Here is a 20411-nt window from a genome sequence, read left to right as displayed (position 1 = left end):
AATGGTCGGGTCCAACCGTTTTCGAGCAAAGCCTACCTGCGATGTACCGTATTCTGTTGATTGCTTTCGTTCTCCTTCTGGCCGGCGGCTGCACCTACACCGCGAAGATCACCGACGGGACCACGGCGGTGGAACGGAAGCAGTACGACGTAGCCGTGCCCATGCTGGAAAGGGAATTCAAGCGGGCCAAGAGCCGTGGCGAGCAAGGCAGAATCGCGATGAACCTGGCCATCAGTTACCGGGAAACTGGACGGGACGCGCAAGCCGTGGAATGGTTCCAGATGGCGTACGACAATGGCGTCGGGCCGGATGCGCTGCGGGAGAAAGCTTCCGCGCTCAAGCGGCTGGAAAGGTATGAGGAGGCCATTCAGACCTATACCGACCTGGGATTTGAGATCGGTTCCCGTTACGAATTTCGGAAGGACATCGCCGGCGCCGAACTCGCCATGCGGCTCAAGGCGGAACGGGAAGCGCAAGAGGTGCCGGAATACGAGGTAAGCCCCGTTGCATTCAATAGTCCCGGCGCGGATTACGCAGCCGTATCCCTCGACGATGGGTTGGTGTTCACCAGCGACCGCAGTGCCGCCACCGGCGACGATACCTACAAATGGACGGGCCGTAGTTTCAGCGATCTGTTTGCCGCTCCGGATCCCACATCCTCGGCTGTGACCCCCTTCAATCCTTCCGTCAATACCGAATTTAACGAGGGAACCCCGTCGTTCAGCCCCGACGGCAACACCATGTACTTTACCCGTTGCAGTCCGCCGGCCAAGCGGAGCGACGCCTATTGCGGCATCTACCGGAGTGAGCGGGTGGGCGGCGGCTGGAGTTCCGCGGAGAAACTACCCTTCGTAACCCCCGATGCCAATTACATGCACCCGGCAGTTACGGCCGATGGCAACCGGCTGATCTTCTCCGCCAATCTGAACGAAGGGTGGGGGGGCTACGACCTCTATGCCGTAGACCGGCTCCCCGACGGCAAATGGGGCACGCCGGATCTAATGAGCCGCGCCATTAATACCGATGGCAACGAGCAGTTTCCTACTCTCGACGGCGATACCCTGTACTTTTCCAGCGATGGGCTGGAGGGCCTCGGCGGACTGGATATTTTCCGCACCTGGCCCCTGGAAGACGGTCGCTACAACGCCCCCCGAAACCTCAAGATGCCCATCAATAGTGGTGCCGACGACTTTGCCTACACCATTGTCGAACGAAACGGTACCGGTATTGGATCCACCACCACCGGCTACTTCAGCAGTTCCCGGCCGGGGGGCGCAGGCAGCGACGACATCTACGCCTATACCAAGACCGTACTTCCGCCGCCACCGCCCAGTCCCGATCCCGTGGTCTTCCGCAACGTCCTGGACGTAACGGTGGTAGAAAAAATTTTCGAGGAGCCCGGCAATCCCCGTAGCCGGGTACTGGGCCTCCGGCCGGTACCGAACGCCACGGTCATAGCCAGTATCGGCGACCAGAGCCGCACCGTTACCACCAATGAGGAAGGGCAACTCAGCCTTGTCCTCGTTGACAATCAGGAGTATCAGTTTCGTGCCGAACGCCCCGACTACCTTTCCGACGAAGGCCGATTCAGCAGCCGCAATCTGCCCCGGGATCCCGAAGCACCCGAGCAGCGTTACGAACTGGAATTGGAGATCGAGAAGATCTTCCGCAACCAGGAGATCGTCCTGGAGAATATCTACTACGACTTCGACGAAAGCTTCATCCGCCAGGACGCCCAGCCCACCCTTAATGAGCTATCGCAAGTCCTCACCCGCAATCCCGACATCCGCATCGAATTGGGCAGCCACACCGATTGCCGCGGTCGCGATGCCTACAACGAAACCCTGAGCCAGGCCCGCGCCCAAGCCGCCGTAGACTACCTCATCAGCAAAGGCATCAGCGCCGACCGCCTAGCCGCCCGCGGCTACGGGGAAAGTCAACCCATCGCCGAGTGCATCTGCGAACGCTGTACCGAAGACCAGCACCAGCTTAACCGGCGTACTACTTTTCGGATTTTGGAGTAGGGGGTCAGGGGGTCAGGGGGTCAGGGGGTCAAGGGGGCCCATGTATAATCCTGAGACTTTTGGGCATCCACGTAGTAAAGGGGGGCGGACCTAAATCATAATTGAATACTGGGGGCGTTGGCTGAACTCGGCGCTATGCGTGAAGTCAGGTGAGCTTATGTGCAAGACCTTCACGTGTGACCAAATCGTGAGCCAGGGAGTAATCACTCAAGGCAGGAGCCACGAGGTGTTTTGAACCCCGCAAGCTCCATTACGCCATTCATTACGTTCCTTATTACCACCCACGCAACCTGCCCTAGATAAACACAGAAAAGCAGGGAGCATTGACCCATTGACCCATTGACCCATTGACCCATTGACCCATTGAAATTAGCGAATACAAAAGAGCAGGACAGATTGAATCCTTAGCCCCTTAGCCCCTTATTTAGGCAGCCGCACAGCCTTGATCATGTACCCTTCGGAGCTTTCGTAGTCGTAAAGTTCGATCTGGGTTTGCTCGATGAGGATGTTGACCAGGGAGTAGGTAGTGCCGATGGCGTAACCTTTGTTGGCGAGGTACTGGGTGACGAACCACTTCAGCCCTACGTAGGTGGTGAAGTTCAGGTGGAGGGCTTCGTGCAGTTCTTCCAGTATCTCCTCGGCGGTGATAACCCGGTAGCCCGGAGGCGCGGTATCGCGGTAGGTGTTGGTCTTGTGTTCCAGCTTGATCTTACCGATGATCTTCGGGCCGGTGAGTTTTACGCGGTGGTCGCCTCTTTCCTGGACGTGTTCGGCGTGACTGGCCAACTGGGCCGCGGCCGACTCTTCGGGCGAGGCGTGGGAGGTACGGTTGGTAATTTCCTGCGCCTGCTGAACGGCGGCTTCGGCTTCTTCCTGTTCTTCGCGCACCACTTCGGCGGCGGCCTGGTGGATGGCCTGTTTCTCCTTGAGGGAGAGGACGATCTCGTCAATGTGGTTTTCGGCCTCCTTGATGATGGAAGTCAATTCAGCCGATAGTTCGATACCCTTGCGCAACTCGCTGTGGAAGAAGGTTGCCTGGTGGGCCACCTTGTTCCGGATCTTGGACATTTCCTTCCACAAGCGTTCGAAATTCTTGTCGCGGAAGAAGGTCTTGAAGTACTTGGTGTAGTTGCCTTCCAGGTTGCTTTTGAGGTCCTGCAGCTCTTCCAGGGTTTCGATGCTGGTGAGCTTTTCCAGCACTTTCTCCGGTTCGTTAAAGCCGGTCGACTGCTTATAGATCAGCAGTCCCAGGTCGTCGAAGTCGGCAAACTCGATGTCGCTATTGATGAAGTAGCTGAACTGGTTCGACCGGTTGCGCTGCCGCGCCTTGACCTTCTCGATCATTTTCGGAGTAGCCGTCACTTCCCACCAGGACATCCCCACGCGCTGGAAGAAGAATTTGATCAGGTAGCGCCGCAGCAGGTTCTCTACGGCATTGATCTTGGGATAGAGCTGGTTGGCGATTTCGCTGCTGATGTCGTCCTGCAGCACGCGCAGGTGGGCGAACCGCAATTTCTCGCTCAGGTGGCGCAGCAGGCGCTGGCGGAAGGGCTCCAAGGGTTCAAACATGGGGCTCTCCACGCGCAGGACGAAGGCTGCTTCAACCAGATCAGTGAGGATTTTGCTCGTGTCAACATTGATAACGGTAACGGTTAGTCCACTTTCCCCCTTGATATAGTCATTGCCGTTCTTGTCTTTCGTGATGATGGGGGAACGCCCATTCCACACGTCATTACTGTAGCTGATGGCGTGAATAAAGCCGCGCTGATCGCTGATGTCGTCGGGGTCGATGCACAGTAGCTCGAAGATGAAGTTGGAGGGCATATCATAGATAATTGACTAGTAGTTGATAAATATTGGATTCTCGGAAATATAGCCATTTCGCCCCGGAGGGCGACAACAGTGGCTGTCGTACTTTTGCCGCCCCTCATTAATGAACCGTTAAAGCCCGGAGTAACCAACCGCGGATGCGGTACGGGCATCGTTGCCCTGGCAGCCTACTTGACCAGCTTGACCCACCCCCCCTTGCACCTGCGCACCGGCGCCCTGATCTTCGGACTTCTCCTGCTCTCTTCTTGGGCGGGCGCGCAGGTAGACAGTTCTGCCATCGATGCCGGGTTCGTCGGTTCCACCGCCCAATACCGGATCAGTGAGGACAGCCTGGACGCACCCGTGGACTACAGCAGCCGCGACAGCATGGAAGTCGATCTGGAGAATCAGCAGATCCACCTCTACGGGGAAGCACAGGTGAAGTACCAGCAAATTAACCTGCGGGCCGACCACATCGTACTCGATTACGGTACCAATCTAGTGGTCGCCGAGCCATGGCCGGATAGTTCTGGAACGTTAAGAGGTGATCCACAGTTCAGCGATGGAGGTCAGGAGTTTAGCGCCAAGAGTATAAAGTACAACTTCAAGAGCCGGAAGGGCATTGTCACGGAAACCGTAACCACGCAGGATGACGTTTTCGTGCGGGGTGGCAAGTCGCAGTTCGTGAGCGGGGCCGTCCAGACCAACGACAGTACCCGCTCCGACGTGATCTACACCGAGGGGGCCATCTTCACCAGTTGCTCGCTGGACCATCCCCACTTCGGGGTCCGCACCTCCAAGGCCAAGGTGGTGCCGCACAAACTGGCGATCATCGGTCCGTCCAATCTGGAAATCATGGGTGTGCCTACCCCCTTCTGGTTGCCGTTCGGGTTCTTTCCCCTGAAGAGCGGGCGGAGCACCGGCCTGTTGTTTCCCAGCGACTACCAGTACAGCCAGCAGTGGGGATTCGGTTTTCAAGGTATTGGCTGGTTCTTCCCCATCGGGGAGCACGTCAACTTGCAGGCTACGGCTGATATCTACCTCAACGGCACCTTCACCCTCAACACGGCCACTAGCTACCGGCGGCGCTACAAGTACTCGGGTAACTTCGACTTTAGTTACCGGCACCTGCGGCAGGAGGACCGTGAGCTGCAGCAGTTTGTCGAGCGCGGCATCAGCCTGGGCTGGCGGCACCGGCAGGACCAGCGGGCGCACCCCACCTTCAATTTCGGCGGCTCGATCAACTTCCAGACCAACCTCGCCGACCAGCGATTCTTGAACAGTTACGAGGCGGTGAGCACGAACGTGATCCGGTCGTCGATGAACATCACCAAGACCTTCCCCGCACTAAAGTCGACCCTCACGGCCGGCCTGAACCACAGCCAGAACAACCAGACGCGAGAGATCTCGGTCAGCTTTCCCGATGCCCGCTTCCAGACCCAGACGATCTACCCCCTGCGCAACCTGCCGGGCAACCTGAACGCCTGGTACAAGAAACTGAGCTTCCGGTACAACAGTCAGCTCAAAACGGAATTCACCGGCACGGATACGACTTTTTTCACGCAGCAGACTTTTGACGAGGCGCGCTACGGCTTCCAGCACAGCGTGAACACCGCCCTGAGCCTCAACGTGCTGAAGTATTTTAACGTGAGCCCCAACGCCAGCTACGCCGAGGTGTACTACGGAAAAACCCTGGAGTATTTTCTGGATCCGTCCACGATCGAGACCGAGGAGGTGATTGACGAGGAAGGCAACGTGCGCATTGATACGACCTCCTTTGCCACCATCGCGAGTCGATTGAATCCGGGGCTGGCCAGTTACCGCACCTTCAATACGGGCGTGAGCGTGAGCACCCAGCTATTCGGAACCGTACAACTGCGGGGTAGGGGCCTGTTCGGGTTGAAAGGGTTAAGGCACGTGATGAAACCCACAGTGTCCATTTCCTACAGCCCGGATTATTCTAATGCACGGGACTACATCAGTGGACTGCCGTACTTCATTCAGGAAAATATAATCGACCCGGCCCGGGGTAATCCCAACCGTTTCGTTACCCCCTTTGCCGGTCAAATCTTTTCCGCGCCAAGTATGTCGGACTTGAGTTTCCGTGCCAACTACAGCATTTCCAACCTCTTCGAGGCGAAGGTGTACAGTCGGAAGGACAGCACCGACAACATCATCAAGCTTTTCCAGAACATCGGCGTGAACGGCAGCTACGACCTGGGTGCCGACAGCCTGCAGTGGAGCACCATCAACATTGGAGGAAGTACCCGTCTGTTCAAAGGCCTCACCCAGGTGAACCTGCGCGCAACCCTTGATCCTTACCTGACCGTTTTCGATCCCGAATCGGAGACCATTGAGCGCATCAACCGCACTACGCTCAGCGACCGGGGCGTGCCCTTTCAACTGAACCGCTTTAACGGCACCGTTTCCACCAACGTTACGGTAGCGAAGATCCGGCAGTTGTTTCAGGGGGAAGAAGAAGAGTACGTGACGGATATCGCCGAAGAGCGCCGCCAGCGGCGGGAGGAAGAGAACACCCTGTTCGAGGAGACGGACATTTTGAGCCTCTTCGAAAAATTCAGTATCCGGCACACCCTAAATTATAGCCTGGACCGGGAGGTTTCCGACGTGGTTGGCGCCCGCGATACCCTCCGCTTCAACACGACGGCGAACAGCCTGGAACTGCGGGGCGCGCTGCAGTTAACCGAGAACTGGAGCGTAAACGTCGGCCAGATCGGTTATGACTTTACCAGCAAGCGCATTACCTATCCATACCTGAGTTTTGCGCGCGACCTGCACTGCTGGGAGATGCGCTTCAGTTGGGCACCGCAGCGCAATACTTACCAGTTCAGTATCGCTGTCAAGCCCGGTACCTTTGACTTCCTGGAAGTACCCATCAATCAGAACCGATACGATGGCCAACGACTGTTCGGGAATTAAAAAACCCGTTTCGCCACGGGGGCGAAACGGGTTGCGTCAATTGTTACTCAGCGAGGCTGGTACTACATTTTGTTCCGGGAGGGACGGGTAGCGTAGAAATCGCTGGTGTAGAAATCGTCGTCGAGCCGATCGGCATTACGGTAATCATCGGATGCGTACCGGTCGCGCTTGTAGCTGTTGCCGTAATCGTGGAATCCGGCCAGGTAATCGTTGGTGTCGATCTCGTAGCCCGTGGTGTATCCGCGATCCCGGTGGGAACGGGGATAATCTACCAAGTGGTCGTAGCCGAGGCCCGAAACCACAACACTGTTGGTCGACTTGTCGATGTGTACCAGCCCTACGGGAATGAGGGCGTGGCGGTCTTCGTCGTCATACAGTCCGCGTTCGTGGCGATCGATAATGTCGTCGTCAATTTCGACTTCGATGTACCGAACCAACTTGGCGTCCATGTCGGCCAGCAGGCCTTCTACCTCACCTATGGTTTCTCCGGAGGTCAACTTGACGGTATAGCCCCTGGGGTCAATATCGTCGTGGTGGACCTTGTACCCGGAAATGTCGTCAAGAAACTTGAGGCGACTATTGGTGGTGCGGACGTTGTCGTCGTTTCGGGTGTTTGGATCGTTTACTATGGTACTCATGGTTTTACTTTTTATGGTTGAAAAAAATACAGGAATGGAATTGCTGAATCAGCTCATCCGTTCCAGAACCATGCGGGCCTGTCCGAGGAAGGTACGAACGTCCTCTTTCTGATTGAGGGTCAGTGTTTCCGGGGAAATGGCCTGGGCTTCCTGGCGCAGTTTACTCAGGTCGTCAGCACTCTGGCTGTTGTAGGCTTTGGTGTCGATGTCTTCGAGCATTTCCGTGATCAACATGGCGGCCATCTTGATCTTATCGGCGTGGTCGCCGGCCAGTGGGTCCTTCATGATGTCATCGGAAAGGCGCTTTACCCGATCAGCCTTTTCGCGGGCGGATACGTCGGTCAATAAGCCTTTATTCTCAGCAATGGCTACGGTGGCCTGGGCCAGTTCGGTAAGGGCTTGATGGCTGAATTCGTGGTCCAGCCCCATTTCGCCCTCCATATCGGCGGTAGTGCTCATGTAGGCACTTACTGCGCTGGTGTAATCAGCGCCGGTCTCGTACTCCTTGTAATTGTTATTCTCGTCGATGCCGGTGGCTACGCCTGCGACGTTATCGTCGTCTTCCAGCACTTCTTCGGTGTAGGTTTCGTCCGACTCTTCAAAAGCTTCGGCGATTCCCCAGACGGCGAGTCCAAGGATCAGTAATCCGATGATCCACGGCCATATTGAGGTGCCGCCATTCGGTTTTTCTTCTATTCTAATCTGTGTCATGATAAATGTGTTTTGGGTGATAAAATAGGCTGCTTACTCCTCTATTATGTGGAGTAAGCGGCCTTTGTTGGGTGAGAAGGAGGGTTTAGTTTACCGCTTGGCGGTTTCGTGCTTGCGGTTTTTCTCGCCGTTCTTGACGATGTCCACCTCGGTCTCCCGTGCCGTCTCCCGGACCTTCTCGGTACGGGTATCCACATTTTTGCCGACTTTGATCTCCTCCACTACGCGTGCTTTTTTCTGCACGACCGCTTCTTCGGAGGTTTCTTTTACGGTGATGTTCTGGTCCTTGAATTCGGCACCAGTGGCGGGCCGATCCACCTTGTTGCGTTCAATATAGGCCTCTTCGGTGCGCAGGCGGAGGGTTTCCTCAACCGGGCGCTCTACGATGTGGCTGCGTACCGAAATGCTTCCGGTATTTACGTCCCTCTTGCCAATGGCTACGTCCTCTTTAAGCACTTCGATGGTGCCTTCCTTGTCTACGTTGCCGTAGCGTTGGTTAAGGGACTTGCGGTTTTCATCGGCGTTAAAGCTGTTGTTGTTGTACTTGTTGTACCGATCATCAAGATCGATGGCACCGTACTGGTCCAAAATGGCGGCCGCCCGTTTGGCTTTTTCCATATTGGCGGTGTGTACGGTGACTACCGTACCCCGGCTGGCTACTTCACGCGCCGCATCTTTACGATGGTAGTTGCGGTTGTCGTCCTTGTGATCGCCGAAAAGACGGTCAAAGAATCCTTCCACTTTATGCGAGTCGCGCTTGTAGTTGTCTCCTACGGTACCGTGCTCGCCGTACTTGCTGACGTCAACGGCATCGCCGCTGAATCCGGCATCGGCCAGTGCTTTCTTGGCACTGCGGGCCTGGGTCATGGTATCGAATATTCCTATTACTGTTTGATTATTGTGGTTGTCCATAATTTATGATATTGGTTTGGTTAGAAAATATATAGGTTCCGGGTCCTGATACTAGGTATCGGAGCCGCGCTCTTCATGAGCGATGTTTACTTGTTCTGATCGCAGCGAAACGGAAGTGGTGCGTTCGGTGACGCGCTGCTCTTTGGTGAGGTGTATTTCCTCTACAAGCACCAGGCGCTTGGTGACTACCTCTTCTTCCCGTACTACAGGAATGACAATCCTGTCGCCTTCATACCTCACCTCGGGAATGCTGTCGATCACCCGATTGACGGTGTGGCGCCGTTCACGGTAAGAGGTGTCGATGGTAGTAAGTGGCACATCAACGGTTTCCGTGCGTACCCGCTTTTCCACCTTTACTTCACCGGTGACTGTGGGTTGACTAGTGAAAACCAGTTGTTCCTTGACTACCGGAATAATGGCTTCGTCCGCAGGTACTTCGCGGTTAATCACCTCATTTCTATTCCGTTGTTTGTCGTCTGCCATCATTTATACATGTGCAAAAGGGGGGTATTTGTTCTGAAATGTTGGATTTTTTCCCATTTACCACCCAATAAGACATAAAAAACCCCCGATCAGCTTGCTGATCGGGGGTCTGATGGTATTGCAGCCGGCAATCCGGAACTGCTTACTTGAAGATGTAGCGGACGCCCAGCTGCATGGTCCAGCGGCTGCTGCGGAGGCCGGAGTCGTCGAGGTTATCGGCGAAGATCTCGTCGGGCTGGACGCCGTTGAGGATCTCGCGGTTGACGGTGTAGGTAGGTACTCCTTCGTCGGAGATGTCGTCGAGGTTAACCAGCGAGTAGGTACCAAAGCCCAGGCTGTTGAGCTGACCCCACTCCTTATTCAGGAGGTTGTTGAGGTTGAAGACGTCAAGCGAGAACTGCAGGGTATTGCGGTGGCCCTTGCCGGTTTCGATGTAGAAGTCTTGCAGGAAGCGGGCATCAAAAATCGTCTTGAAAGGCGACCAGTTGCTGTTGCGCTCGGCAAACTGTCCGCGGTTCTCGCTCAGGTAGGGGTCGGATTCGATGAAGGCATCGAGGGCGGCGTATTGGGCGGCGGGGGAGTTGCCGTTGCGGTCTTCCACGAGGTTGATCTCGCTGGCGTCGGCGGGAATGTAGGCCACTTCGTTGAAGTCGAAACCGAAGTCGTTCACGAAATCACGGTTGGAGGATCCTACCACGTAGGTGTAGGCACCCCGAACGTCGCCGTTCATGAATACCGAGAAGGTCTGCTTGGTGTTTTCGGTTCCTTCGAAGCTGTAGGTAGCCGAACCGAAGAGGCGGTGGCCGGCGGCGAAGGCGGAGCGCTGTACGGGGCCTTCGTTGTTACGTCCTTCCGGGTTGTAGTAGCTCCGCCACTGCGAAGAGTTCTGGCTGGAGGTACCGTCGAAAAGCGTGTAGCTGTCGCCGTAGGAGTAGCCCAGGGTACCCACGAAGCCGTTCAGGAAGGGCTTCTGCAGTACGGCGCTGAAGTTCCAGCTATATCCCTTGTCGGTGTTGGTGCCGAGGTAGATGCCGGTGTAGGTGCGGTCCAGGGCGCTGGAGCTGGTGTAGTATACCCGGTTGTCGGGCGAACCGGTCAGGCGGGCAATGTTGGCCGGATTGAGGTTCAGGCTCTGGTAGCGGACGTAGTTGTTGAACTTGGTGTACAGACCCTCCACCGTCAGGATGAAGTTGTGGGGGAGTTTGTAGTCGACGGCCAGGTTCACCTTGGTGGTCTGGGGCAGCTTGAAGTTCTCGGCAAAAAGGTCGATCTGGCCGGAGGGGTCGGGGTTCGACAGGTTGATGTCGCCCGGAGGCTGGCTGTTAACGTCGGGGTTGAACGTCACTTCGTTGCGGAGGCGTACGCCGCCGACGTTGAAGCCGTAGTTGTTGTAGGCACCGCCGGGCCACACGAGGGGAACGCGGCTGGTGAAGATGCCGATACCGCCTCGCAGTTGAAGCGTCTTGTTACCGAGCACGTCGTAGTTGAAGCCGATACGCGGGCTGAACAGAATGCTCGACTTAATGAACTGTCCGGTGCGTGCACCTTCCAGGTCGTAGCCGGCACCTTCGAGCAGGGGGATGGTCTCTTCGTTGAACTGGCGGTTCTCCGGAACGTCGTTGGGCCATACGGGGACGTCTACCCGCAGACCACCCGTGAGGCGAAGCTGCTCGTTGACCTGAAACTCATCCTGTACGTAAAATCCGATCAGCGTTTGCTTGATGGTTGCAATGGCGGCGCTTTCGTCGCCGGTCACGTTGTCAACCTGGCTGTAGCTGCGATCAAACTGGCTGGCGGGGGCGCCGGCGAGAAACTGCTGCACGCCGGTCAGGGAATCGTTGTCGAAGTACTGGTAAGAACCGAAGTTCTCCCGGATGAAGAGGTTACCGGCCTTGAAGTATTCCAGGTTGGCACCAACCAGGATGTTGTGGCGACCGGCGTAGATGCTGTAGTCGTTCTTGATGGTAAAGATGTCCTGGTTGAGCAGGTTGGCCGTTGAGAAGCGCTCGGCACCCAGCTCAATGCGACCGTTGTCACCGTCCTGCAGGCGCAGGGTGGGGAAGTCGGGACCCAGCGGGTCGCGGTCGTCGCGTACGGTGGTGTAACCGATGGTCAGGTTGTTGGCGGAGTTGCTGAACAAGCTGTTCAGTTCCACGGCCGAGCTGTTGGTCTTGGAAAGGAAGAACTCCGAGCCGTTGATGAAGTTGATGCTCCGGCTGCCAGAGTTGCGGGCTTCCAGGTTTTCGGCGAACACGTAGGAGTGACGGACGGACAATTTGTGTACGTCGCTGATGTTGAAGTCGAGCTTGCCGAGCAGCTTGTCGCTGTTCAGGTAGGCGGTGTTATCATCGTAGCTGCCGGGGTCGTAGCCGTAAGTGTTCTGGATAAAGCTGGAGAGGTCCTCAATGTCGCTGGCGCTGCTCCGGCCCTGGTAGTTGGCGATGGAGAAGGGCTGGGGCGTTTCGTCGCGCTGCAGTTCGGCGTTGACGAAGAAGAATACCTTGTCTTTCACGATGGGTCCACCGAGGCGGGCACCGTAGGTCTTGGCCGAAAACTCGGCGATGGGGTCAAATTCGAACCCTTCCTCATTGGTGAAGCCGGCGTCGCGGGTAAGTCCATCATTACGGAAGAAGTAGTAGGCCGAGCCCTCGAGGTTGTTGGTTCCCGACCGGGTAACGGCACTGATGGAGCCACCGGCGAAGCCACTCTGGCGGACGTCGAAGGGGGCAACCGCTACGGTGAACTGCTCGACGGCGTCAATGGAGATCGGCGACACGCCGGTCTGACCGCCGTTGGTGCCCGATCCGGAAAGACCGAAAGCGTCGTTGTTGACGGCACCGTCGATGTAGATGCTGTTGAAGCGGTTGTTCTGGCCGGCGATCTGAATGGCGAAACCGTCACCTTCTTCGATCTTCGCGAGCGGGTTAAGGCGCGCGTAGTCGGCGATGTTACGGTTAACGGTCGGAAGGGCGTCGATCTGTTCTTCGCTGATGGTAGTCTCCTGACCGGTACGGTTTCCGTCGAATACGTCGGAACGGCTGGATACTACGGTTACTTCACCAAGATTGACGCTGCCCGCTCCGAGTTCAACACTGAACTGGAAGGCCTGACCCAGCTGGAGGAAAACCTGATCCTGCACCACGGGGTCGTAGCCGATGTAGGTAGCGGAGATGGTGTAGGGACCACCGACGCGCAGACCGGGGAGGCGGAAGAAACCTTTCTCGTCGGTAACGTTGCCGTAGGTCGTACCCGAAGGGGTGTGAAGGGCCTGAACGGTGGCACCAATGAGCGGTTCGCCCGTGCCGGCGTCCGTCAACTGGCCGTAAATCGAAGAAGTGGTCACCCCCTGGGCGGCCGCGCTAAACGATAGCAGCGTCACCGTGAGTAAGGTGAATAATGCGGTAAAAAACCTCATGCTAAGAAAGATTTGGTTGATTAGGTTCCGGCCTGTACCGGCGTAATTTGCCGCAAAGGTCTAATCCTTTTGCGACGTTCACGTTAACCTAATGTTAACCTTTCTTACTTTCCTCAAAAGAGGAGGTGGCAAAACTACTTATCCTGCCGGGCAAACACCTTGCGCAACAGGTCAGTATTGCGTAGCGCGGGGTTCTGTCGCAATTCCGTTTCCTTCACTTCGATCAGACCAAACATTCCTGCCAGTGCGCGCTGAGTGACGTACAGGTCCAGTTCAGGCTCGGTTTTTTTGACGAAGGGGATCTGGTTGTAGGCCGTGACCACCTTCGTCCAGATCTCGTTAGCGTTGACTTCATCCAGGGCCGTGCGGATCACGGGACGGAATTCGCCGGTCAGCGCACCGGAAGTGTTCGATTCCAAATAGCGGGTAGCCGCATCGTTGTCTCCTAGCAGCAGATTCATGGCATCCTTGAACGAAAGCCCCTTGATCGCTCCGACGAAGATCGGGGTGGCCTGTTTTGCGGCCAATTCCGCGGCGCGGTTGATGCGTAGGGTAAGGTCCTGTTCAACATTGCCAAAACCCGGGAGTGCGCTCACCTTGCTTACGATGGCTTGTGCTTCTTCGGGGAGGAGGATTTTATAGGGACTCTCGAAATATCCGTTCTCGGCCGACAGGTAGGTGACGGCCTGCCCTACGCCCTGGTCCAGCGCCTGCTTAAGCGCGGAGCCCACCTCCTCGTCGCTGAGGGGGGCACCTCCACTGAGCACGCCTTGCGCCCGGTCGGCCAGTTTGCCCAGTTTGCCGATCTGAGCGGTGGCGGGAGCCGTAAAGAAACACACGGATAGCAAGAGAAGTAGGACGCGAAACATAGCAGGGAATTTAACGTAGAACGCCTCAGGCGGCCCAACGGATTGCCAGGGGTACGTTAAGGTCGTCTTACTAAACCGGAGGTCGGTTCCACTCCGGTTGGCTCACAGGTCCTCACGTGTCACGCCTTCGAGCTCAAGCACCAGATCCGCTCCGTATAGTCCTGCCGGAGTCTGGTAGCCAACTTTCAGTTCACCGTCCAACACCTTATTGACAATCAGCAGCGCACTGTGGGCCGTGAGCGTATAGCCCTCGGGCGTCCGCAGGCGGGCGGCAACGGTTTTGCCGCCAACGTTCTTTACCTCACCGTATATATAGGACTCGGCCGCCGCCCGCTGGGCATCATCCGGGCCCACCGGCTTTGCCTCTACTTTCTTGCGCAGGAAGTTTTTTACGAATCGTAGGCGCAGTACGGGACCAAGCCAGTTGCTGCGCCGCATGGCTTTGATATGCGCCGGCGGCAGTGCGAAGAAGGTCTTGATATTCGGGATGCCGGTGGTAAAGTAAGCCGTGAAAACATCCCCCCACGGGATGGTGACGGCCTGCAGGGGCACTTCAGGCGTAAAGGGGAAACTCCGTATTTCGTGAGCTGCCGGTACGGACTTCAGCTCGCCGTGCTCCCGGATGGTTCCGCCCAGGCCAAGACCACCTATCATGGTCTTTGCCGTGCCGTGGCTGAGCATGCCGCCTTTCCAGGCGAAGGCCAGCACCAACTCGGTCGCTTCCGGCATCTTTCCCTTGAGATAGGCTGCCAGGCAGTCGGTAGGTACTACGTCAAAGCCCACCCCCGACATCAGCATTACCCCGGCCCGCGCGGCTTCGGCCCCCCGTTGCGCCGCCAACGCGAATACGGGGATCTCACCGGTTATGTCCAGGTAGTGCGTACCGGTTTTAATACAGGCTTCCATCATGGGGCGGGCCGTCTCGGAAAAGGGGCCGGCGGCGTGAAGTACCACGGCGGCGTGATCCAACAAGTCGTGCAGCCCGGTACGGTCGGCCAGTTCGACCGCCCGGTAGGGGTAACCGAATTCATCCGACATGGCTTTCAGTTTGCCCGCATCCCGGCCGCTCAGCATCGGGCGCAGTCCATATTCCGCTGCCATTCGCGTGATCAATCGACCGGTATAGCCGTATGCGCCGTATAGAATGAAGTCGGTCATGGGTCTGCAATTTGCTAAGGTAACTGCCGCGGTAACGGGGTGTTTACCCGGCCCGGCGATCCTTACAATGTAAGCTATACGTGAGATTCATCGCTCTCCGGGTCCCACGCTGCCGGAGGTGCAGAGCCGCAAAATGAAGAGTGGTCCTTTTTGTGCGCCTGGATTACCAGAAAAACTATTTACCTTAGCGCCATGCAAAACAATACCCGTAATTGGTGGTGGCTCTCCTGTACTCTTCCCTGAGCACGCGGTAGCCCTTTGCAAAAATCTACAGGCCCGTCGGATGCTCCGGCGGGCCTTTGTTTTTTGGTTCCTCGGAGGCCGACCTAAACGTTAAACGCTTTGACCACATCCACTACGGCGCAACCCACGACCCGACTGAAGGTGCTGACGCGGCGCCTTACCGCCGATCAGCTCACGCCAGTGTCCGTTTACCTGGCGGTCCGCGACCGCTTCACCGATCCGGTCTTGCTGGAGTCGAACGAAACGCGGAACAACGAGCACTACTTCAGTATCCTCGGCCTGGAAACCCTGGCCGCCTACCGGGTGGATCAGGGCGTGATCCGCAGGGGCAGGGTAGGGGAGGCACCTACTGAAGTGCCGTGTAACGACAGCCAAACCGTAAGCGAAGATCTCCACTCCTTTCTCGGCTCCTTCGCCATCGATTATGGCGATACCACGCCGCTCATCCGCCAATTCAACGGATTGATTGGCCACACCAACTTCGAGGGGGTAGCCTACTTTGATACGCTTTCCTTCCACAATCCCCAGCACCTGCGCGCGCCCGCCCTGCGGTATCACCTGTACCGTTTTCTACTCGTGTTCCACCACTACCGCGATGAGTTGTTGCTGCTGGAAAATCTGCCGGAAGGAGAAGAAAGCCGACTGGATGAAGTGGAGCGGGCCATCCGTTCGGGGGGAACGGTGCATCCGTTTCAGACCTCGGGTGAGGAAAGTAGCAACCTTACGGACGACGAGTTTCGGGAGCTGGTAGCCAAGGGTAAGCATCACTGCCGTATCGGCGACGTTTTTCAGATCGTGCTTAGCCGGCAGTTTCAGCAGGGCTTCCAGGGCGATGAATTTCAGGTATACCGCGCCCTGCGCAGCATTAATCCATCGCCTTACCTGTTCTACTTCGATTACGGAGACTACCGCATTATGGGTTCGAGCCCGGAAAGTCAGATGGTCATCCGCGACGGCGTGGCCCGCCTTAACCCAATTGCCGGCACCTACAAGCGGACGGGCGATTCCGAGCGCGACCGTGAGGCTACCGAACGCCTGCTGGCCGATCCGAAAGAAAATGCGGAACACGTGATGCTGGTGGACCTGGCCCGCAACGATCTGAGCCGCCACACGCGCGACGTGACGGTACGCAGCCTGCGGCAGGTGCACTACTACAGCCACGTCATCCACCTGGTGAGCACCGTGGATGGTAGACTGGAACGGGACGACGTGGCCGTGCGGGTCTTCGGCGATACCTTCCCGGCCGGCACGCTGAGCGGTGCACCAAAGTACCGCGCGATTGAGTTGATCGACCGCTACGAAAACCGGCAGCGGGGATTTTACGGCGGGGCCATCGGCTTCATCGACTTCGACGGCGGCATGAACCAGGCCATCCTCATCCGCTCCTTTTTCAGTCAGGACAACACGCTCTACTACCAGGCCGGTGCCGGAGTAGTAGCCGCAAGCGACGAGGAAAGTGAAACGCAGGAAGTCTATAACAAGCTCGGCGCCCTCACCAAAGCCCTGACGAAGGCCGAAACCCTGCCCGCCAGTTTCTAGTTACCCCCGGCGGTCCGACGCCAAAAACCAGGATCATGAAAGTGCTCATTCTAGACAACTACGACTCCTTCACCTACAACCTCGTACACTACATCGAGGATGAGCTGGACCATTCCGTGGATGTGTTTCGCAACGACCAGGTCTCCCTGGATGACGTGGCTAATTACGACCTGGTGGTGCTGAGTCCGGGACCGGGTCTGCCCGCCGACGCCGGCATCATGCCCGACCTGATCCGGCGGTACGCGGGGGAGAAAGTCATCTTTGGCGTCTGCCTGGGCCACCAGGCCATCGGTGAGGCATTCGGTGCCTCGCTGCACAACCTCGCCGAAGTACACCACGGTGTGGAAACCGATATGCAGCGCACGCTGCCAGAAGGCGACGTTCTTTTCCAAGACGTACCCCCACGCTTCCGGGCCGGCCGGTACCACAGCTGGGTCATCGACCCCCAGACCCTGCCCCCGGAACTGGAAGTGACCGCCACCGACGACGCCGGCGGTATCATGGCCATGCGCCACCGGGAACATCCCATCTTCGGCGTTCAATTCCACCCCGAGAGCATTATGACCGAACACGGACGACTGATGATCAAGAATTTACTGAACTTCGTACACAGCCGCCTGGTCGCGGACCCCCAAGCCCCTTAACTGATCCGCTGACCACCCCGTCAGCAAATGGATTCATGGTCCGACATTTTACCCTAGGACTGACCCCCTTTACCCCTTAGCCCTTATTAATATGATACATACTCAAATAGACGAGCGAGGTTACTACGGCCGCTTCGGAGGTGCCTACATCCCGGAGATGTTGCAGGCGAATGTGGAAGAGCTGCGGGTGAATTACCTGCAAATGCTCCAGGATCCCGCCTTCAAGCAGGAGTTCGACCTGTTGCTCAAGGACTACGTGGGTCGTCCCAGTCCGCTCTACTACGCTGACCGGCTGAGCAAGCACTACGGGGCGCGCATCTACCTAAAGCGCGAGGACCTCAATCACACCGGTGCCCACAAGATCAATAACACCATCGGGCAGATCCTCCTGGCTGAGCGGCTTGGGAAAAAGCGAATCATCGCCGAAACCGGAGCGGGGCAGCACGGCGTGGCTACGGCTACGGTTTGCGCGCTCAAAGGCCTGAAGTGCATCGTATACATGGGCGAGGTCGACATCGAGCGCCAGGCCCCGAACGTGGCGCGCATGCGAATGCTGGGTGCCGAAGTGCGCCCGGCCCGTAGCGGTTCACGGACCCTCAAGGATGCCACCAACGAGGCCATCCGCGACTGGATCAACAACCCGGAGGATACCCACTACATCATCGGGTCGGTCGTGGGTCCCCATCCGTACCCCGACATGGTGGCCCGCTTCCAGTCGGTCATTTCCGAGGAAACCAAATGGCAGCTCCAGGAAAAGCTGGGCCGCGACTATCCCGACGCGATCGTGGCCTGCGTGGGCGGCGGCAGCAACGCCGCGGGCGCTTACTACCACTATCTCAACGACGAGCGCGTACGCCTGATCGCCGTCGAGGCCGCCGGACTGGGCGTCAACAGCGGGGAGAGCGCGGCGACCAGTCAGCTGGGCACCGAAGGCATCATCCACGGCAGCCGTACCCTGCTCATGCAGACCGAGGACGGACAGATCGTGGAACCGTACAGCATTTCCGCCGGACTCGACTACCCGGGCATTGGCCCACTGCACGCCTTCCTCATTGACGGCAAGCGCGCCGAGGCCATCAGCGTGACCGACGACGAAGCCCTCGCCGCCTCACTCTTCGTGGCCCGGCAGGAAGGCATCATCCCAGCCCTGGAAACCGCCCACGCCTTCGCTGCCCTGGACCAGATGGAATACGGTCCGGAAGATGTAATCGTCATTTGTCTCAGCGGCCGTGGCGACAAGGACCTCGCCGCATTCTCCGCTTATCTCGAATCCGAACCGCTAGCATGAACCGACTCAGCCGACTCTTTTCCGAAAAGTCCCGCGACATCCTCAACGTCTACTTCACGGCCGGCTATCCGGCCCTGGACAGCACGGTGCCGGTCATTCGCCATCTCGCCGCGGCGGGCGCTGACCTGATTGAGGTAGGAATGCCCTATTCGGACCCGATGGCCGACGGGGAGACCATCCAACAGAGCAGTATGACCGCCCTGCAGAACGGCATGACCCTGAAAGTACTGTTCGAGCAACTGAGCGAGGCTCGCCGCCACACCGATATCCCCCTGGTGCTGATGGGCTATTATAACCAGGTGATGCAGTACGGACCGGAGCGCTTCGTGCAAGCGGCAGCCGCCGCCGGGGTGGACGGGCTCATATTACCCGACCTGCCCGCCTACGAGTTTCAGCGCGATTTTCGCGCGCTGGCCGAGGCGGCCGACCTGCAGGTCAGCTTCCTGATCACGCCACAGACCCCCGACGAGCGCATCCGGGAAATCGCGGCCAGTAGTAGCGGTTTCCTGTACATCGTAAGCAGCAGCAGTATCACCGGGGGCAGCTCCGAGATCACGGACCGCCAGCGGGCGTATTTCGACCGCATTGCAGCGCTGGATCTGCCGAACCCCAAATTGATCGGATTCGGCATCAGCGACGCCGCCACTTTTCGCACCGCCTGCGAGTACTTCAGTGGGGCCATCATCGGCAGTGCGTTCATCCGTGCGCTGAAAGACCAGGAAGACCGGGTAGGGGAGGCCACCGAGGATTTCGTGAAAAGCATTTTACAGCCCAGTTATTCCTGACCTATTACACCCAATTTATGCCGGCCAAGCCGCTCCTGATCGTCGTCGGAGGCCCTACCGCTTCGGGCAAGACCCACATGGGTATTGAACTGGCGCGGCACTACGGCACTGAGGTCCTGAGCGCGGACAGTCGGCAGTTTTACCGCGAGATGCGCATTGGCAATGCCCGACCTACTTCGGAGGAACTGGAAGCCGTGCCCCACCACTTCATTGCCGACCGGTCGCTGCGCCGGCCGCTCACCGCGGGTACATATGCAGAAGAGGCCCTGGTACTGTTAAAAGCGTTGTTTCAGACCCACCACGTAGCGGTGGTGGTTGGCGGCAGCGGGCTGTATATCCGGTCGCTGTGCCGGGGATTGGACGAATTCCCCGAAGTCACCGAGGGCGCCGCAGCGCGGGTGCAGGGGTTGTCCGAGGAGCAAGGACTGGTGGGTCTGCAGGAAGAACTACTCCGCCTGGACCCAGACTATTACCGTACCGTCGACCTGCAAAACGGCCGTCGTCTGGAGCGCGCGCTGCGGGTGTGCTATGCATCCGGGCGGGCTTATTCGAGTTTTCTGGGCAGGGCTGCTCCGCGGCCGTTTGACTGCGTGTACCTGCAACCTGCCGTAGAGCGTCCGGTACTTTATTCCCGGATCGACAGCCGGGTAGACCGTATGCTGAAAGAGGGGCTGGAGGCGGAGGTGCGCAGCCTGGAAGCCTTTCGTCACCTGCCCGTTTTGCAGACCGTGGGCTACCAGGAATGGTGGCCTTACTTCGACGGGGAGTATTCGAAGGCGCGCGCCATTGAATTGATCAAGCGAAACAGCCGGCGCTACGCGAAGCGGCAGACCACCTGGTTCCGGGAATATACCCCCGTGGCCAATGTACAGGCGGCGATAAGGCTGGTTGACGAGGTGGTCGGGGGGGTTGACGGGCCCAGGTCAGGACGCGGGACCTAATATTTAGACGGT

15 protein-coding genes are annotated in these 20411 nt (G+C 57.8%); 7 read left to right on the top strand and 8 right to left on the bottom strand.

The window, feature by feature from the left end; all coding sequences use genetic code 11:
- The first annotated feature begins 41 nt into the window (after positions 1-41).
- Entirely contained in the window at positions 42-2024 is a 1983-nt protein-coding gene (locus E4021_RS03505) for an OmpA family protein (RefSeq protein WP_136456518.1), read from the top strand.
- 420 nt (positions 2025-2444) lie between these two features.
- Here the strand turns inward: E4021_RS03505 and E4021_RS03500 are convergent, their stop codons facing one another.
- On the bottom strand, positions 2445-3848 hold the full coding sequence (locus tag E4021_RS03500) for a HEPN domain-containing protein (protein WP_136456517.1): 1404 nt from the start codon (positions 3846-3848) through the stop codon (positions 2445-2447).
- Between the two features lie 186 nt (positions 3849-4034).
- On the opposite strand from E4021_RS03500, the gene E4021_RS03495 reads away from it, so the two are divergent.
- Positions 4035-6773 carry a putative LPS assembly protein LptD gene (locus E4021_RS03495; RefSeq protein ID WP_136456516.1) on the top strand — a complete coding sequence of 913 codons (2739 nt, stop codon included), beginning with the start codon at positions 4035-4037 and terminating at the stop codon, positions 6771-6773.
- A gap of 62 nt (positions 6774-6835) precedes the next feature.
- On the opposite strand, the gene E4021_RS03490 is transcribed toward E4021_RS03495, so the two are convergent.
- The 7 genes from E4021_RS03490 to E4021_RS03460 form a co-directional block, all read right to left on the bottom strand.
- The gene (locus tag E4021_RS03490) at positions 6836-7411 is read right to left on the bottom strand and encodes a YlmC/YmxH family sporulation protein (protein ID WP_136456515.1); all 576 of its coding nucleotides are present in this window, start codon (positions 7409-7411) and stop codon (positions 6836-6838) included.
- 48 nt (positions 7412-7459) lie between these two features.
- The gene (locus E4021_RS03485; RefSeq protein WP_136456514.1) at positions 7460-8122 is read right to left on the bottom strand and encodes a hypothetical protein; all 663 of its coding nucleotides are present in this window, start codon (positions 8120-8122) and stop codon (positions 7460-7462) included.
- 90 nt (positions 8123-8212) lie between these two features.
- Complete coding sequence (locus E4021_RS03480) at positions 8213-8989, bottom strand: YsnF/AvaK domain-containing protein (RefSeq protein WP_168797452.1); 777 nt, start codon at positions 8987-8989, stop codon at positions 8213-8215.
- 96 nt (positions 8990-9085) lie between these two features.
- Positions 9086-9520, bottom strand: coding sequence for a DUF2382 domain-containing protein (locus E4021_RS03475; protein ID WP_136456512.1), 435 nt, complete (start codon positions 9518-9520; stop codon positions 9086-9088).
- 139 nt (positions 9521-9659) lie between these two features.
- Complete coding sequence (locus E4021_RS03470; protein ID WP_136456511.1) at positions 9660-12932, bottom strand: TonB-dependent receptor; 3273 nt, start codon at positions 12930-12932, stop codon at positions 9660-9662.
- 134 nt (positions 12933-13066) lie between these two features.
- Positions 13067-13801, bottom strand: a complete 735-nt coding sequence (locus tag E4021_RS03465) for a DUF4197 domain-containing protein (protein WP_136456510.1) — start codon at positions 13799-13801, stop codon at positions 13067-13069.
- A gap of 102 nt (positions 13802-13903) precedes the next feature.
- A complete protein-coding gene (locus tag E4021_RS03460) occupies positions 13904-14959 on the bottom strand; it encodes a saccharopine dehydrogenase family protein (protein WP_136456509.1) in 1056 nt (351 codons plus the stop codon).
- Between the two features lie 342 nt (positions 14960-15301).
- Between E4021_RS03460 and E4021_RS03455 the strand changes: the two genes are divergently transcribed.
- The 5 genes from E4021_RS03455 (at position 15302) to miaA (ending at position 20399) form a co-directional block, all read left to right on the top strand.
- A complete protein-coding gene (locus tag E4021_RS03455; RefSeq protein WP_136456508.1) occupies positions 15302-16741 on the top strand; it encodes an anthranilate synthase component I family protein in 1440 nt (479 codons plus the stop codon).
- Positions 16742-16776: 35 nt separating this feature from the next.
- Positions 16777-17385 carry an anthranilate synthase component II gene (locus tag E4021_RS03450; RefSeq protein WP_136456507.1) on the top strand — a complete coding sequence of 203 codons (609 nt, stop codon included), beginning with the start codon at positions 16777-16779 and terminating at the stop codon, positions 17383-17385.
- Positions 17386-17476: 91 nt separating this feature from the next.
- Entirely contained in the window at positions 17477-18673 is a 1197-nt protein-coding gene (gene trpB / locus E4021_RS03445) for a tryptophan synthase subunit beta (protein WP_136456506.1), read from the top strand.
- Positions 18670-19458 (top strand): tryptophan synthase subunit alpha, encoded by a 789-nt coding sequence (gene trpA, locus E4021_RS03440; RefSeq protein WP_136456505.1) that lies wholly within the window; start codon positions 18670-18672, stop codon positions 19456-19458. The genes trpB and trpA overlap by 4 nt, the downstream gene beginning before the upstream one ends.
- A gap of 17 nt (positions 19459-19475) precedes the next feature.
- On the top strand, positions 19476-20399 hold the full coding sequence (gene miaA, locus E4021_RS03435) for a tRNA (adenosine(37)-N6)-dimethylallyltransferase MiaA (protein WP_136456504.1): 924 nt from the start codon (positions 19476-19478) through the stop codon (positions 20397-20399).
- Positions 20400-20411 lie beyond the last annotated feature (12 nt).

It is taken from the genome of Neolewinella litorea, from assembly GCF_004803465.1.
GTDB classification, from domain to species: Bacteria; Bacteroidota; Bacteroidia; order Chitinophagales; family Saprospiraceae; genus Neolewinella; species Neolewinella litorea.
Note: the sequence above shows the minus strand (reverse complement) of the source record. Positions and strands in the feature narration are given on the sequence as shown.